The organism is Streptomyces azureus (assembly GCF_001270025.1).
Taxonomy (GTDB): domain Bacteria; phylum Actinomycetota; class Actinomycetes; order Streptomycetales; family Streptomycetaceae; genus Streptomyces; species Streptomyces azureus.
This window is the reverse complement of sequence record NZ_DF968306.1, coordinates 13,244-26,708: the sequence shown is the minus strand read 5'-3', so window position 1 is coordinate 26,708 and position 13,465 is coordinate 13,244. Positions and strand designations below refer to the sequence as shown.

16 protein-coding genes, 1 tRNA gene and 1 pseudogene are annotated in these 13,465 nt (G+C 71.4%); 3 read left to right on the top strand and 15 right to left on the bottom strand.

What is annotated here, in order from left to right; translation table 11 throughout:
- Window positions 1-71: 71 nt before the first annotated feature.
- Both AOQ53_RS21125 and AOQ53_RS21120 read right to left on the bottom strand, forming a co-directional pair.
- A complete protein-coding gene (locus tag AOQ53_RS21125) occupies window positions 72-2,606 on the bottom strand; it encodes an MFS transporter (RefSeq protein WP_099054652.1) in 2,535 nt (844 codons plus the stop codon).
- 12 nt (window positions 2,607-2,618) lie between these two features.
- A complete protein-coding gene (locus AOQ53_RS21120; RefSeq protein ID WP_059419523.1) occupies window positions 2,619-3,107 on the bottom strand; it encodes a MarR family winged helix-turn-helix transcriptional regulator in 489 nt (162 codons plus the stop codon).
- A gap of 215 nt (window positions 3,108-3,322) precedes the next feature.
- Here AOQ53_RS21120 and AOQ53_RS21115 point away from each other — a divergent pair, with 215 nt between their 5' ends.
- Complete coding sequence (locus tag AOQ53_RS21115) at window positions 3,323-3,517, top strand: hypothetical protein (protein ID WP_059419522.1); 195 nt, start codon at window positions 3,323-3,325, stop codon at window positions 3,515-3,517.
- Window positions 3,518-4,514: 997 nt separating this feature from the next.
- Here the strand turns inward: AOQ53_RS21115 and AOQ53_RS21110 are convergent.
- The 8 genes from AOQ53_RS21110 to AOQ53_RS45245 form a co-directional block, all read right to left on the bottom strand.
- On the bottom strand, window positions 4,515-5,420 hold the full coding sequence (locus AOQ53_RS21110) for an RNA polymerase sigma factor SigF (RefSeq protein ID WP_010045122.1): 906 nt from the start codon (window positions 5,418-5,420) through the stop codon (window positions 4,515-4,517).
- 360 nt (window positions 5,421-5,780) lie between these two features.
- Window positions 5,781-6,647: an RNA polymerase sigma factor SigF gene (locus AOQ53_RS21105; RefSeq protein ID WP_059419519.1), complete on the bottom strand. Its 867-nt coding sequence runs from the start codon at window positions 6,645-6,647 to the stop codon at window positions 5,781-5,783.
- A gap of 133 nt (window positions 6,648-6,780) precedes the next feature.
- The gene (locus AOQ53_RS21100) at window positions 6,781-7,074 is read right to left on the bottom strand and encodes a Dabb family protein (protein ID WP_059419518.1); all 294 of its coding nucleotides are present in this window, start codon (window positions 7,072-7,074) and stop codon (window positions 6,781-6,783) included.
- Window positions 7,074-7,250: a hypothetical protein gene (locus AOQ53_RS42945; protein ID WP_099054651.1), complete on the bottom strand. Its 177-nt coding sequence runs from the start codon at window positions 7,248-7,250 to the stop codon at window positions 7,074-7,076. Before AOQ53_RS42945 ends, AOQ53_RS21100 begins: the two co-directional genes overlap by 1 nt.
- Window positions 7,251-7,365: 115 nt before the next feature.
- A tRNA-Ser gene (locus tag AOQ53_RS21095) sits at window positions 7,366-7,450 on the bottom strand.
- 55 nt (window positions 7,451-7,505) lie between these two features.
- Window positions 7,506-7,937 (bottom strand): tRNA adenosine(34) deaminase TadA, encoded by a 432-nt coding sequence (gene tadA, locus AOQ53_RS21090; protein ID WP_059419516.1) that lies wholly within the window; start codon window positions 7,935-7,937, stop codon window positions 7,506-7,508.
- A gap of 155 nt (window positions 7,938-8,092) precedes the next feature.
- The gene (locus tag AOQ53_RS21085) at window positions 8,093-8,626 is read right to left on the bottom strand and encodes a tRNA adenosine deaminase-associated protein (RefSeq protein ID WP_059419514.1); all 534 of its coding nucleotides are present in this window, start codon (window positions 8,624-8,626) and stop codon (window positions 8,093-8,095) included.
- 275 nt (window positions 8,627-8,901) lie between these two features.
- Window positions 8,902-9,255, bottom strand: a complete 354-nt coding sequence (locus AOQ53_RS45245; protein ID WP_174523325.1) for a hypothetical protein — start codon at window positions 9,253-9,255, stop codon at window positions 8,902-8,904.
- A gap of 120 nt (window positions 9,256-9,375) precedes the next feature.
- Here AOQ53_RS45245 and upp point away from each other — a divergent pair, with 120 nt between their 5' ends.
- Complete coding sequence (gene upp / locus AOQ53_RS21075; protein WP_059419546.1) at window positions 9,376-10,011, top strand: uracil phosphoribosyltransferase; 636 nt, start codon at window positions 9,376-9,378, stop codon at window positions 10,009-10,011.
- Between the two features lie 50 nt (window positions 10,012-10,061).
- Here upp and AOQ53_RS21070 read toward each other — a convergent pair whose 3' ends face one another.
- Window positions 10,062-10,679, bottom strand: coding sequence for a LytR C-terminal domain-containing protein (locus tag AOQ53_RS21070; protein ID WP_059419510.1), 618 nt, complete (start codon window positions 10,677-10,679; stop codon window positions 10,062-10,064).
- A 121-nt stretch (window positions 10,680-10,800) separates the two neighbouring features.
- Window positions 10,801-11,097, bottom strand: coding sequence for a type II toxin-antitoxin system VapB family antitoxin (locus tag AOQ53_RS21065; RefSeq protein ID WP_003991361.1), 297 nt, complete (start codon window positions 11,095-11,097; stop codon window positions 10,801-10,803).
- Window positions 11,098-11,280: 183 nt separating this feature from the next.
- Between AOQ53_RS21065 and AOQ53_RS43655 the strand changes: the two are divergent.
- Window positions 11,281-11,376, top strand: a pseudogene (locus tag AOQ53_RS43655) (helicase HerA-like domain-containing protein); the annotation flags it as partial.
- 88 nt (window positions 11,377-11,464) lie between these two features.
- Here AOQ53_RS43655 and AOQ53_RS44750 read toward each other — a convergent pair.
- From AOQ53_RS44750 to AOQ53_RS21055, 3 genes are all read right to left on the bottom strand, one after another.
- Complete coding sequence (locus tag AOQ53_RS44750) at window positions 11,465-11,611, bottom strand: hypothetical protein (protein WP_167745744.1); 147 nt, start codon at window positions 11,609-11,611, stop codon at window positions 11,465-11,467.
- 69 nt (window positions 11,612-11,680) lie between these two features.
- The gene (locus AOQ53_RS21060) at window positions 11,681-12,019 is read right to left on the bottom strand and encodes a hypothetical protein (RefSeq protein ID WP_059419508.1); all 339 of its coding nucleotides are present in this window, start codon (window positions 12,017-12,019) and stop codon (window positions 11,681-11,683) included.
- A gap of 31 nt (window positions 12,020-12,050) precedes the next feature.
- Window positions 12,051-12,614: an HdeD family acid-resistance protein gene (locus AOQ53_RS21055; protein WP_059419545.1), complete on the bottom strand. Its 564-nt coding sequence runs from the start codon at window positions 12,612-12,614 to the stop codon at window positions 12,051-12,053.
- Between the last annotated feature and the right edge of the window lie 851 nt (window positions 12,615-13,465).

Sequence of the window (13,465 nt, the reverse complement as noted above, 5' to 3'; positions counted from 1 at the left end):
AAGAAACCGGCCCGCGGCAGCGGACGCACCTCCGCTCGGAGTGCGCCCACCGATACGGGCCGGGGCTTGTCCTACTCGCCGGGGTGGGCGAGTTCGATGTCGTGGGCGTCGGTGCCGCGGCCCGTGACCGTCAGGGCGGTGGCCACCGGCGGGTAGCCCGTGGCGATGACGGTGTACTCACCGCCGTCCAGGTCGGTGAAGGCGTACGCCCCGTCCGTGCCGGTCGTGGCCGAGCCGACGACGTTGCCCGCCTGGTCGACCAGCGTCACCCGGGCGTCGGCCAGCGGGCCGTGCGGGGCGCGGACGACGCCCTGGACGCGGGCGCCCGAGTCCAGGTCGATCTCGACGCGGGTGACCCCGGTGCCGCCCACCTCGACGGGCAGGGCGCGCGGCCGGTACCCGGCGGCGTTCACCGCGACGGTCACCGACCCCGGCACCAGCTCGGCGAAGGAGAACTCGCCCTGCTCTCCGGTGGCCTGGGTGGCCAGCAGATCCCCGCGCACATCGGTCACGATCACCATCGCGTCCTTGACCGGCTGCCCGCCCTCGGCGGCCCGCACCAGGCCGGTCAGCCCGCTGGTGCCGCTGAGCAGGATGTCGTAGGCGACCGGCTCGCCGTTCACCACGACCGTGGACGCCTGCGGCTGGTAGCCGTCGGCGGACGCGATCAGCACGTACGACCCGGTGCCCGGCGCGTCGAGGGCGTAGGAGCCGTCGGCCTGCGCCACGGACCGGCCCAGCTGACGCCCGGCCAGCGAGATCAGCGTGACGGCGGCCCGCGGCACGGGCGCGCTCTCGTTGCCGCGGACGAAGCCGCGGACCGGCACACCGCTCCCACCGGACGCGGGCTCCTCGGCCCGGGCCGCCGTGGCGACGGCGGCGAGCCGCTGCGTGCCCTCGGACCCGGTGCCGTCGGCGGCCTCGGTGTCCGCCACGGCCCAGCTCGGCCCCGCCTTCTCCCCGGCGGGAGCCCCGGCGGGAGCTTCCGCACGGGCGTCGGTGTTCGCAGCCTGTGCCAGCCCACCCTTCGTCTTCAAGGGGACCTCCTTGATGAACAGCGACACCAGCAGCGCGAGCAGCGCCAGCGGAGCCGAGTAGAGGAACACGTCGGCGACACCGTGGCCGTAGGCGCTCTCCACGACGGTGCGGATCGGCGCGGGCATCGCGTTGAGGTCGGGGATGCCGCCCCCGCCCGTGCCGGCGTGGCCGAGGGCCGCGCCCTTGCCGCCGAGGTCGGCGAGGCCGTCCTTCACATACTCGGTGATCTTGTTGCCGAGGACCGCGCCGAGAGCCGAGACGCCCACCGCACCGCCCAGGGACCGGAAGAAGGTCACCGTGGAGCTGGCAGCGCCGAGATCACCCGGCTCCACCTGGTTCTGCGTGCACAGCACCAGGTTCTGCATCATCATGCCGATGCCTAGGCCCAGCAGCGCCATGAAGATCGCTATGTGCCAGTACTCGGTGTCGTACCGGATCGTGCCCAGCAGCCCGAGACCCGCGGTCACCAGCACGCCACCGGCGACCAGCCACGCCTTCCAGCGCCCGGTCCGGGTGATGACCTGGCCGGAGACGGTGGAGGAGACGAACAGGCCCGCGATCATCGGGATGGTCATGACGCCGGACATCGTCGGCGACTTGTCCCGGGCCAGCTGGAAGTACTGGCTGAAGAAGACGGTCCCCGCGAACATCGCGACACCGACGAACAGCGAGGCCAGCGACGCCAGCGCGATGGTCCGGTTGCGGAACAGCCGCAGCGGGATGATCGGCTCGCTCGCCTTCGCCTCGATCAGGACGAACAGCGCCAGCAGCACGACCGAGCCGCCGACCATCGCGTACGTCTGCCACGACACCCAGTCGTACTTGTCGCCGGCGAAGGTCACCCAGACCAGCAGCAGGCTGACGGCCGCGGTGATGAAGAAGGCGCCGGCCCAGTCGACCTTGACCTTCCGCTTCACCACGGGCAGGTGCAGGGTCTTCTGGAGCACGATGAGGGCGATCACGGCGAAGGGCACGCCGACGTAGAAGCACCAGCGCCAGCCGAGCCAGTCGGTGTCGGTGATGACACCGCCGACCAGCGGACCGCCGACCATGGCCGTGGCGAAGACGGCGCCCAGGTAGCCGTTGTAACGCCCGCGCTCACGCGGCGAGATCATCGCCGCCATGATGATCTGGGCCAGGGCGGACAGACCGCCCATGCCGATGCCCTGAACCGCGCGGAACGTGATGAGCGTGGCAGGGTTCTGCGACATGCCGGCCGCCGCCGAGCCCAGCACGAAGACGACCAGGGCGAGCTGGATCAGCAGCTTCTTGGAGAACAGGTCGGCGAGCTTGCCCCACAGCGGCGTGGACGCGGTCATCGTCAGCAGGGACGCGGTCACGACCCAGGTGTAGGCGCTCTGGCCGCCGCCGAGGTCGCCGATGATCCGGGGCAGGGCGTTGGAGACGATCGTCGACGACAGGATCGCGACGAACATGCCGAGCAGGAGACCGGTGAGGGCCTCCATGATCTGCCGGTGCGTCATCGGAGCGCCGCCGCCGGAGGAGCCGTGGGAGCCTCCCCCGTGCTTGGCATGAGCCCGCACACCGGCTGGTGTGGTCGTTGCCATGGGCTTCCTTTCTTACGTGCTTGCGGGTGTACGGGTGGTCTGTTCGACAGCGGGTGGTGCCGCCCGGGGCGCGGGGCGGCAGTCGAAGCTCTCCCTCAGCCGCGCCATCAGGTCCGTGAGCCGGTCGACGTCCTCGTCGGTCCAGTGGCTCAGGCGCTCGGCGAGGACCTCGGTGGTGCGCCGGGACAGCTCGTCGAGCTGTGCGTGGCCCGCGGGCGTGAGGCGCAGGATGCGTGAGCGTTTGTCGGCGGGGTCGGGGGAGCGTTCGATCCAGCCCCGGGCCACGACGTGCGCGACATGGCGGCTGGTGACCGACATGTCCACCGCGAGCAGCTCGGCGAGCTTGCTCATGCGCATGTCGCCGTGGCGGCCCAGCAGTGTCAGTACGGCCGCCGAGCCGCCGGTGCAGTCGGCCGGCATGATCCGGCCGAGCTCCCGCTTCACGGCGCCGAAGGCACTGAACTGGCGGACCAGCTCTTCGTACTGCGCCCTCTCGGCCATGACACCTCCCGCTTTCGTTGCCTAGGGCAACCATAGAAGCTGTTGGTTGCTGAAGGCAAATAAAGAAGGTGAATGCGGCATAAAAAGTTGGCAAAGGCAAGTATTGCGGTAGTAAATGTGCAGGTGGTGACGCTGGTGACAGGGGTCGTGCGGGGGTAAACGGAAGACCAACCCCCACTTGGGGAGCCCCGGCGTTTTCGCTAGGGTCTCGGGCCATGGCTAACAACCAGGCCCCCCAGGGCAACCACGACCCCGCCGGCAGCACCCAGATGTTCCGCGCGTTCGTCGACGAGGCGCCGCAGGGGCGGCAGGCCGCGGCGACGAGTGGCGGGCCGCGGATCGGTCTCATCCTCGGCGTCGTCGTCGCCGTCGCGGTTGTCGCGGCGGTGGCTTGGCTGGCGCTGGGGTGACGTTGACCGTGCGGCGCGGGTGACTCGTACGACGGGTTTCCCGGAACTCGGCGTCCGGCGTGGGGCTGGGGCGTTGCGCGACTCGGCGTTGTCCGGTTGCCCGGAGTTGCTGCTGGGGCCGGGTGGGTTCGCAGCCCGGCGGAGCGGGGTGCCGCTGCGCCCACCCGTGCCGCTCTTGGCGGCACGATTGCCCGCAGCGGCGGGCGGCCTGCGGCAGCTGTGCGGATGACCGCGCGCCTGCACCCGGGGCAGCGGCCCGCGGCAGCTCAGCCGGGGCACCACGCAGCGCACTTGCAGCCCGCGGCGGCGACTCTGCGGCAGCTCGTGGCCAGGCCCTGTTGCGAAGTGCCGCCTGCCGCTCGACGCCCGGCACGCACTCTCGCCGCACCGGCCGAAGGACCGAGTGCGCCCAGTACGAGGGCTTCCGGCCGGCACGCCGAGCGCACGCACCGGGCGCCGCGCGGCCGCCCTTCGGGCGACGACGCCACTTTCGCAACACCCTTTGGACGGCGCCACCACGCGCCCGCACCCGCGGCGGCGGCCCGCCGCGGCTGAGTGGGAAGCGCCCGCGGCTCAGCCGCGGCGCAGCCGCACTCGCGTACGTGCGGAAGGGGTCGGGGGGTGTCCGCCCGCGGCGGTTGGCGCGTCAACGGACAGCCAGTCGGTCACCCACCCCATCGCGCCGTTCCGAGGACGGACACTCCCCGGCGCGGCCCCGGCCCACCGCATCCGGCAGGCGCAGCCACCACCTGCGGATAGGCGGCCCACCACCCCCGCGGGTCGGCGGCCCACCCTCGGCGGGCAGGGGGCTCACCACCAGCGGATAGGCGGCCCGCCACCCTGGCGGGTCAGCGAGCCATCATCCGCGGGTCAGCGGCCCGCCACCCTGGCGGGTCAGCGAGCCATCATCCGCGGGTCAGCGGCCCGCCACCCTGGCGGGCCAGCGAGCCATCATCCGCGGGTGGGCGAGCCACCACCCGCGGGTTCGGCGGCGCGCTCAGTCCGAGATGAGGCCTTCCCTCAGCTGCGCCAGCGTCCTCGTCAGCAGGCGGGACACGTGCATCTGCGAGATGCCGACCTCCTCGCCGATCTGCGACTGGGTCATGTTCGCGAAGAACCGCAGCATGATGATCCGCCGCTCACGGGGCGGCAGTTTGGCCAGCAGCGGCTTCAGCGACTCCCGGTACTCGACGCCCTCCAGGGCGCTGTCCTCGTACCCCAGCCGATCGGCCAGCGAGCCCTCGCCGCCGTCGTCCTCCGGGGCCGGGGAGTCCAGCGAGGACGCCGTGTACGCGTTCCCCACCGCCAGCCCGTCGACGACGTCCTCCTCGGACACCCCGAGCACGGACGCGAGTTCGGTGACCGTCGGCGAGCGGTCCAGTTTCTGCGAGAGCTCGTCACTGGCCTTCGTCAGCGCCAGCCGCAGCTCCTGAAGCCGGCGCGGCACCCGCACCGACCACGACGTGTCGCGGAAGAACCGCTTGATCTCGCCCACGACGGTTGGCATCGCGAACGTCGGGAACTCGACGCCCCGTTCGCAGTCGAACCGGTCGATCGCCTTGATCAGCCCGATCGTGCCGACCTGGACGATGTCCTCCATCGGCTCGTTGCGGGAGCGGAACCGCGCCGCCGCGTACCGCACCAGCGGCAGGTTGAGCTCGATCAGGGTGTCGCGGACGTATGCACGCTCGGGGCTGTCCTCGTCGAGCGCGGCCAGCCGCAGGAACAGGGAGCGGGACAGGGTGCGGGTGTCGATGGCCCCCGTGGCCGGAAGCGCCGGCGCGGGCTCGGTCGCGAGCTCGGCCGGAACGTCGTCGATGGGGCCGAGTGAGTCGAGAGCATGGGGAGCTGTGTCGCTCTCCGCGAGCGTGAGCACCTTCGAGCTGCCCTGTTCTGCGGACATGCCACCCCCTTTGGGTCGCGGGACGGTCGCGGCGAACGCCCCCGTCTGAGGAACGCAGCCTTCACCTGAATACCGGAGCCGAAGCCCCGGCAAACGCGCTTCCCGCAGAATGTCACATGTCGGCAACACGCTGTAGTGACATGTCGACATCTGAGACGCGAATCCGCCCTGCACGCAAGGGGTCTGACGCCTTTTCGGCCCGCAACTGTCGGGAACGGCCCTGAGGAGCGATTCGCTCGCCACGGTTACCACTCGCAACTGTTTGCGGTTACGTGCCGAGGGGGTGCGCAGGCACCTCCCACCCTGGTTCGCGGCTAACCGTCACCCCGGTTCGCGGCCACCCGCCGCCCGGGTTCGCGGCTACGCGTCGATCCGGTTGGCGGACCGCAACCGCTGGAAGCTGCGCGCGAGTAGCCGCGAGACATGCATCTGCGAGACGCCGAGTTCCGCACTGATCTGAGACTGCGTGAGATTGCTGTAGTACCGCAGCAGCAGAATCCGCTGCTCCCTTTCGGGCAGCTGTACGAGCAGATGCCGTACGAGATCCCGGTGCTCCACCCCGTCCAGCGCGGGATCCTCGTAACCGAGCCGGTCCAGCAGTCCCGGCAGCCCGTCGCCCTCCTGTGCGGCCTCCAGGGAGGTGGCGTGATACGACCGCCCGGCCTCGATGCAGGACAGCACCTCGTCCTCGGTGATGCGCAGCCGCTCGGCGATCTCGGCCGTGGTCGGGGTGCGCCCGAAGGCGGTCGTGAGGTCCTCGGTCGCGCTGTTGACCTGCACCCACAGCTCGTGGAGCCGGCGCGGCACATGGACCGTGCGGACGTTGTCGCGGAAGTAGCGCTTGATCTCGCCGATCACCGTCGGCATCGCGAACGTCGGGAACTGCACGCCCCGGTCCGGGTCGAAGCGGTCGATGGCGTTGATGAGCCCGATGGTGCCGACCTGGACGACGTCCTCCATCGGCTCGTTGCGGGAGCGGAACCGGGCGGCCGCGTAGCGCACGAGCGGGAGGTTGGCCTCGATGAGCGTCCCGCGCACCCGGTCGTGCTCCGGCGTGCCCGGCTGGAGCTCCTTGAGCTGCGCGAAGAGGACCTGCGTGAGGGCGCGGGTGTCGGCGCCGCGGCTCCGCTGGGGAGCCGGTTCCGAGGATGGTGCCTGAGGTGCGGTACTGGCCAGCACGGTCAACTCCACCTCGTCATCCGTCAACCCATCCGTCCGCTCTTCCATCAAAAGCGGTCATAGCATCACAAGACATGTCCACTGTGTGCAAGCACCCCATAACTACGTGTTGAGGGATGAAATACCGCATAAATGCGCAGAAGCCCCCCGTCGGAACGACGGGGGGCTCGAAGCGGGGGGCTCAGAACTCGTAGTCGGCGATCACCCACGTGGCGAACTCGCGCCACAGCGCGACACCCGCCTGGTGGTCGGGGTGCTCGACGTACCGGCGCAACGCGTCCGCGTCGTCGAAGGCCGAGTTGATGGCGAAGTCATGGGCGATGGGACGGTCGCTGACGTTCCAGCCGAGCTCCCAGAAGCGGATCCCGGGGATCGTGCCCTCGAGCGAGCGGAAGGCCTCGACACCCTTCACGACCCGCGGGTCGTCCCGCTCGACACCCTCGTTCAGCTTGAAGAGGACCAGGTGGCGGATCATCACTTTCCTCCGTCGGCGACCCACGTGGCGAAGTCGCCGAGGGCCTGGGCGGCGTCCGATATGCCCTGGAACCCTATCTGCATGTAGTCGGCGGCCTTCTTCGGGTCCGTGATGATCACGTACAGCGCGAAGACCACGACGACGTAGACGGCGACCTTCTTCGCGTTCACCGCCATCGCGGCCTCCCTGTCACTGGTGTCTCATGCAGCGCACATGATCGCACGAAGGACCGATCACACGAAGGGGCAGAACGCACGAAGGGCCCCGTCTGACGACGGGGCCCTTCTCAAGCGGTAGCGGAGGGATTTGAACCCTCGGTGACTTGCGCCACACTCGCTTTCGAGGCGAGCTCCTTCGGCCGCTCGGACACGCTACCGAGGGAGACCTTACAGCAAGGTGCCGCGTGCTTTGAAATCGGTTTGCGGCGACGGTCAGCGACCGCGGAAGAACTCGGTGAGCAGCCCGGCGCACTCCTCGGCGAGCACGCCCTCGATCACCTCGGGCCGGTGGTTGAGCCGCCGGTCGCGGACGAGGTCCCAGAGTGAACCGGCCGCGCCGGCCTTGTCGTCGCGGGCGCCGTAGACGAGCCGGTCGACGCGGGACTGCTGGATCGCGCCCGCGCACATCGTGCAGGGCTCCAGCGTCACCACCAGGGTGCAGCCGGCGAGCCGCCACCGGCCGAGCACGGCTGCGGCCCGCCGCAGGGCGAGGACCTCCGCGTGGGCCGTCGGGTCGCCGCCGGCCTCGCGTTCGTTGTGCCCGGCCGCGAGCACGGTCGTGCCGTCCGGGGCCAGCACGACGGCGCCGACGGGGACGTCCCCGCCCCGGACGGCCTCGGCGGCCTCGTCCAGGGCGAGTCGCATCGCGGGCCGCCAGGGGTCCCGTACCGGATCTGGCCGGTCCGGTGGTACCGACGGGTCCGGCTGGTCCGGTGGTCCCGACGGGCCCGGCCGGTCCGGCTGTCCCGACGGGGCCGGCCGGTCCGGCTGGTCCGGCGGTCCCGGAGTGGTGCGAGCGGTCAGCGGACGGTCTCCAGCGTCTCCGAGGCGCCGAGGGCCTCGGCGATCTCCGTGACGGCGTCCGTCGCCAGCGAGCGCAGCTCCTTCTCGCTCACGCCGAGGTCGTCCAGGATCTGGGCGTCGCCGACCGGGCCGTGCGGCACGGCCTCGCCGGTTCCGGCGACCGGGTCGCCGTCGTCGGCCTCGTCGTCGGAATCACCGTCCTCGGTGCCGTCGAGGTCGAGGGCGTCCAGGTCGTCCCCGTCGTCGGGATCGCGTCCGAGCAGCTCGTCGGTGAGCAGGATCTCGCCGTAGCTGCTGCGGGCAGCGGCGGCGGCGTCCGAGACGTAGATGCGAGGGTCCTCCTCGCCGTCCACGCGGACGACGCCGAACCAGGCGTCCTCCTGCTCGATGAGCACGAGCACCGTGTCCTCGTCGGGGGAGGCTTCACGGGCCAGGTCGGCCAGATCCGACAGGGTTTCCACATCGTCGAGCTCCGTGTCGCTCGCTTCCCACCCGTCTTCGGTGCGCGCGAGCAGTGCGGCGAAGTACACCGTGACTCTCCCACTGGTCATAGGCGTGCCGGTTGGGGGTCCCCCCGGCGGAGGTTGCGGGCGGGGAGTGCTCGTCCGAGCCCCACCCACTCGGAATCGTGGCAGAAACAAGGCGTTCAGGGGATGTCTTCGGCCCCCTGTGTCCGGCAGTTTTGATCGCACGCTCGTTGCCGCCACCTGCGGATCGTACGCGGCTTTCCCACGCTCCACGCACGGTCACCTCGGCAACGTCCGCGCGGTTCGTGATCTTCCCCGGGGGTTTCCTCACCCGTTTCCTACCAGCGGAACGTGCGCATGCGCATCGCGTGCCGCAGCCGGGCCACCTTGACGCGGCGCGGCTGGACGCGGTCGCGCAGTTCCCGCGCCTCGGCCAGATCGCGCAGGAACCGGGCGCGCCGCCGACGGCGCTCGGCGTCGGTCTCGCTCGTCGTCCCGCCCAGCATGCGGGGCGAGTCGGCCGTGTCCGCCTGCTCGGCCTGTTCGGTCCGGGCAGCCTTGCCGGGCCGGGCAGTCCTGCCCGGCCTGCCCGGCCTGCCCGGCCTGCCGGGCCTGCCGGTCTCGTAGCTCTCCGGGTTCGTCGCGGGCCGTGCGCGCGACGACGGAACGTCTCGGGAATCCCGGTCGGGCATCAGGTTCACCACCCCCAGTCCGTCCTTCCCACGTTCCCCGGACGGACGGTTTGACGCCAGCGAACGGGTGACGGGCTTGCCGTGCGGCCGGGGTCAGCGGGCCCGGTTACTGTTGTGGACATGCGTCTCCACGTCGTCGACCACCCCCTGGTCGCCCACAAGCTCACCGCGCTGCGCGACCAGCGCACCGACTCCGCGACCTTCCGCCGTCTCGCCGACGAGCTGGTCACCCTGCTCGCCTACGAGGCCACGCGCGACGTGCGCACCGAACAGGTCGACCTCCAGACGCCGGTGGCCACGACCACGGGCGTCAAGCTGTCCCACCCGCGTCCGCTGGTGGTGCCGATCCTGCGGGCCGGCCTCGGCATGCTGGACGGCATGGTCCGGCTGCTGCCGACCGCCGAGGTGGGCTTCCTCGGCATGATCCGCAACGAGGAGACGCTCCAGGCCTCCACGTACGCCACGCGTATGCCGGAGGACCTGTCGGGACGACAGGTGTACGTGCTGGACCCGATGCTCGCCACCGGCGGCACGCTGGTCGCGGCCATCCAGGAACTGATCCGGCGCGGCGCCGACGACGTGACCGCCGTGGTGCTGCTGGCCGCGCCGGAGGGCGTCGAGGTCATGGAGCGCGAGCTGGCGGGCACCCCGGTGACGGTCGTGACCGCGTCGGTCGACGAGCGTCTGAACGAGCACGGCTACATCGTGCCGGGCCTCGGCGACGCGGGGGACCGGATGTACGGGGCGGCCGAGTAGGTCCCGGGAGCTGGACCTGAGCGGTTCAGCGGCCCTTCTGCCTGAGCTGCTCAGCAGCCCTTCTTCGACGACGGCGCCGGCTGGGGCCTGGCCATCTTGGTCAGGGCCCGGTCGGCGTCCGGTTTCTTTGCCAGCTCCTTGAAGCCGTCGCCGATGACGAGGTCGACGGCAACGCCCTTGCGGGCCGCCTCCGTACGCCGCTCGGCGCCCGGGAGCTGGGTGCCGAGCACCGGCAGCGAGGTGTCGAGGGCGGAGGCGGGGCCGAGCAGCATGCCGGGGCCCTTGACCTTCTTGTCGTACTGCTTGGTCGCGTTGCCCACATCGCCGATCTTGAAGCCGCGCTTCTTCAGCTCGTCGGCGGTCTTCTTGGCCAGGCCGCTGCGGGTGGTGGCGTTGAGCACGTTGACCGTGATCGCGCGCGGTTCGGGCAGGGGCTTGGCGCTGGGCGAGGGGCTCGCCTTGGTCTCGGGGGCGCAGTCCGTCCCGCTGCCGACGGCCGAAACCTTCGTGCCGCCGCCGGTGAAGACGCCGACGAGCTGCCACATGCCCCAACCGCCCATGCCGAGCACGGCGGCGGAGGAGGCGACCAGGACGACGAGCCTGCCGCGCCGCCGGGGCCGGCGCATCCGCGGGTACTTGTTTCCCTTGATGCGGTATTTGCCGCCCATGCCGGGGGGAGTCAGCATGCTCATGAGCGCAGCGTAGTGCGCCTGGACGACGATGCCTACTAGATGATCATTCGACGTCGCCCAGCAGAACCCGAAAGGGTCAACCCGTGACCGGCGGGAGTCAGTCGAGCTCGAGCACGCGCGCGTGCAGCACCTGGCGCTGCTGGAGCGCCGCCCGCACCGCGCGGTGCAGGCCGTCCTCCAGGTACAGATCGCCCTGCCACTTCACGACGTGCGCGAAGAGGTCGCCGTAGAACGTCGAGTCCTCGGCGAGCAGCGTCTCGAGATCGAGCTGCTGTTTGGTCGTCACGAGCTGATCGAGGCGGACCGGGCGCGGCGCGACGTCCGCCCACTGCCGGGTGCTGTCCCGGCCGTGGTCGGGGTACGGCCGGCCGTTTCCGATGCGCTTGAAGATCACACGGAAAGCCTACCGGGCGGGACCTTCCGGGCGCAGCCGTGGCGACGGAGTGCGACGCTGAAAAAAACCCCACAAGACGGTACGAAACGGGAACGGGGGCGTGAATATGCCGGACTGCGGGCCCATGCCGTCCGTCCTCGCCCCCGCAGTCAAGGACCTCAGGGCGGTCGTGACCTTCCTGACCTGGAGGCGATCACGCAGACCATGCGTCTGATTCGCTCGAAAGGGGTTGGCGTCTTCTTCGTGGCGCGGCCTCCGAAGGACGTACCCGCCGATGTCACCCGGTCGCCGTTCGGGACGGCACGGACCGCGCGGCGTTCGGGGCGGCGGAGGCGTCAGTCCGGTCGCCTCCGCCGCCGCGGGTCGGTCAGCCGCGTTCCCTTGCCATCGGGTGCTGGTGTCGCTCCCGTGTCTTCGGCTTGGGCTCGGGATGGGGCTGGGGCGGCTTGGGGGCGTTGCGAACGGCCTCGGCGCGCAGGAGGGCGCGCAGGACCGCGTAGGGGTCTTCGAGCATGGCTGTGTTCCTCGTTCCGCATTGCTGCGTATTGCTGCGTACGGGCTGATGGACCGGTGTCCGGTCCTGTCAGCAGCGCAGGACCTCGGAACGCAGGGGGCGAGGGTCGTGCCGCGGGCCCGGCGGCACGGGCGCGGCATGTGGCGCGGCGTAGGCGGGCCCGGGGCTTGGGAGCGGGGTGGGGCGCAGGGGGATGGCGCTGCGCCGGGCGGCCCGGGCGGGTGGACGCAGGGCGGTGTCGAGGACGTCGCACTCGACGGCCGTGCTCTCGCCGGAGACGGTGGCCGCCGGGCCTGTGTGTGCCTCGGCGTGCGCGCCGGGCACGAGCAGGGCGAGGAGCAGGACGAGCACCCGCGGCCATGTGTGCCGGCGGGTGCCGCGGGGGGCCGGCTGCGGTGCGGGGTTCACGGGAGGTGGTTCCCCGTTGTGGATATGTCGTTCATCCCACCGGTTGCGAGATCCGCTCGCTCGGCGTACGGCGGCCCCGGATGCGCAGGGCCGTGGCGATCTCGACGGCGCCGACCGCGAGCAGCCAGCAGCCGCCGACCAGGGTGAGGACGGCGACGGACTCGAAGGGCGCGTCGATGAGGACGATGCCGGCGACGACGGTGAGGATCCCGAGGAAGATCTGCCAGCCCCGGGCGGGCATCGCCGGGTCGTGGGCGGCGGCCAGGGTCTGGGTGATGCCGCGGAACAGCCAGCCGATGCCGATCCAGAGGGCGAGCAGCAGGATCGACTGCAGGGGGCGGCGGAAGCAGAACAGGCCGAGCAGGATCGAGAGCGTGCCGCTGACGAACGCGAGGACGCGCAGGGCTGTCGTCCGGTGGGTGCCGAAGGCGGAGGCGAGCTGGAGGATGCCGCTGACAAGCAGATAGAGCCCGAACAGCACCCCGGCGGCGGACAGGGACGCGCCCGGCCAGACCAGGACGAGAAGCCCCAGCACGAGGGAGGTGACTCCGGTGACCAGCACGGCTTGCCAGGCGGCGTGGGAGAGCTGGTGCAGGGGGCCTGGGAAGGGGGACTCCGGCTCGTCACTGCCTGAGGGCGGGTTCGCGGTGCGCGCGGCGCCCCGCGGTGCGTGCGGGTCGTGCGGGTCGTGCGGCCAGTGGCCCTGTGCGCCCGGTGGGGCCGGGGCGTGCGGGTGGGGTGGCTTGGGCGGGGGCGAGGTGTGACCGGGCCGTTCGTGGGTGTGCGGGCCGTCCGGCCCCGGGCCCTGGGGGACGTGGGGTTCCAGGCCCTGGGGCGGGCGGGGCACGTGCCCGTGGGCGGGGCCGCGCTCCGGCTCCCAGGGGGAGCCGCTCGGTGGCTCGGTCATGGTCCATGCTTGGACCGGCTGGGAGGGGCCCGCCACCTGGGGCGGGCCGTGCGGTTGATGCCTGTCGTCTGGGATGGGCCGTGCGGTTGCTGTCCGTCGTCTGGGTGGGCCGTGCGGTTGACGTTTGTCGTCTGCGGCCGGCCGTGTGGCTGATGCCTGCGGGCTGGGCGGGCTTGTGGCTTACGGCGCGGCCCGAGCCGGGTCGGGTGGCTTACGGCGCGACCCGAGTCGGGTCGCGTGGCTGACGTCTGTGGGCTGGTTGGGGCTGTGGCTGACGTTTGTGGGCTGGGTCGGGCTGTGCGGCTGACGTCCGCGAGCTGGGTCCGGCCCTGCGGTTGAGGCCTGTCTGGGCGAGCCGTGTGGCTGGCGCCTGCTGTCTGGGGAGGGCCTGCGACGGATGTCCGCGACCTGGGCGCGCTTGCGGCTGGCGCCCGCGAGCTGGTCGGGGCTGCGCGGTTGACGCCTGCCGCCTGGCTCGGCCACGTGTCTGACGTCTGTGACCTGGGCGGGGCCGTGTGGCTGGCGCCCGCAACCGGCCG

Coding starts and splice junctions, on each gene's coding strand:
- AOQ53_RS21125 (WP_099054652.1), bottom strand. CDS start 2,606: ATGGCAACGACCACACCAGCCGGTGTGCGGGCTCATGCCAAGCACGGG.
- AOQ53_RS21120 (WP_059419523.1), bottom strand. CDS start 3,107: ATGGCCGAGAGGGCGCAGTACGAAGAGCTGGTCCGCCAGTTCAGTGCC.
- AOQ53_RS21115 (WP_059419522.1), top strand. CDS start 3,323: ATGGCTAACAACCAGGCCCCCCAGGGCAACCACGACCCCGCCGGCAGC.
- AOQ53_RS21110 (WP_010045122.1), bottom strand. CDS start 5,420: ATGTCCGCAGAACAGGGCAGCTCGAAGGTGCTCACGCTCGCGGAGAGC.
- AOQ53_RS21105 (WP_059419519.1), bottom strand. CDS start 6,647: ATGGAAGAGCGGACGGATGGGTTGACGGATGACGAGGTGGAGTTGACC.
- AOQ53_RS21100 (WP_059419518.1), bottom strand. CDS start 7,074: ATGATCCGCCACCTGGTCCTCTTCAAGCTGAACGAGGGTGTCGAGCGG.
- AOQ53_RS42945 (WP_099054651.1), bottom strand. CDS start 7,250: ATGGCGGTGAACGCGAAGAAGGTCGCCGTCTACGTCGTCGTGGTCTTC.
- tadA (WP_059419516.1), bottom strand. CDS start 7,937: ATGCGACTCGCCCTGGACGAGGCCGCCGAGGCCGTCCGGGGCGGGGAC.
- AOQ53_RS45245 (WP_174523325.1), bottom strand. CDS start 9,255: ATGCCCGACCGGGATTCCCGAGACGTTCCGTCGTCGCGCGCACGGCCC.
- upp (WP_059419546.1), top strand. CDS start 9,376: ATGCGTCTCCACGTCGTCGACCACCCCCTGGTCGCCCACAAGCTCACC.
- AOQ53_RS21070 (WP_059419510.1), bottom strand. CDS start 10,679: ATGGGCGGCAAATACCGCATCAAGGGAAACAAGTACCCGCGGATGCGC.
- AOQ53_RS44750 (WP_167745744.1), bottom strand. CDS start 11,611: ATGCTCGAAGACCCCTACGCGGTCCTGCGCGCCCTCCTGCGCGCCGAG.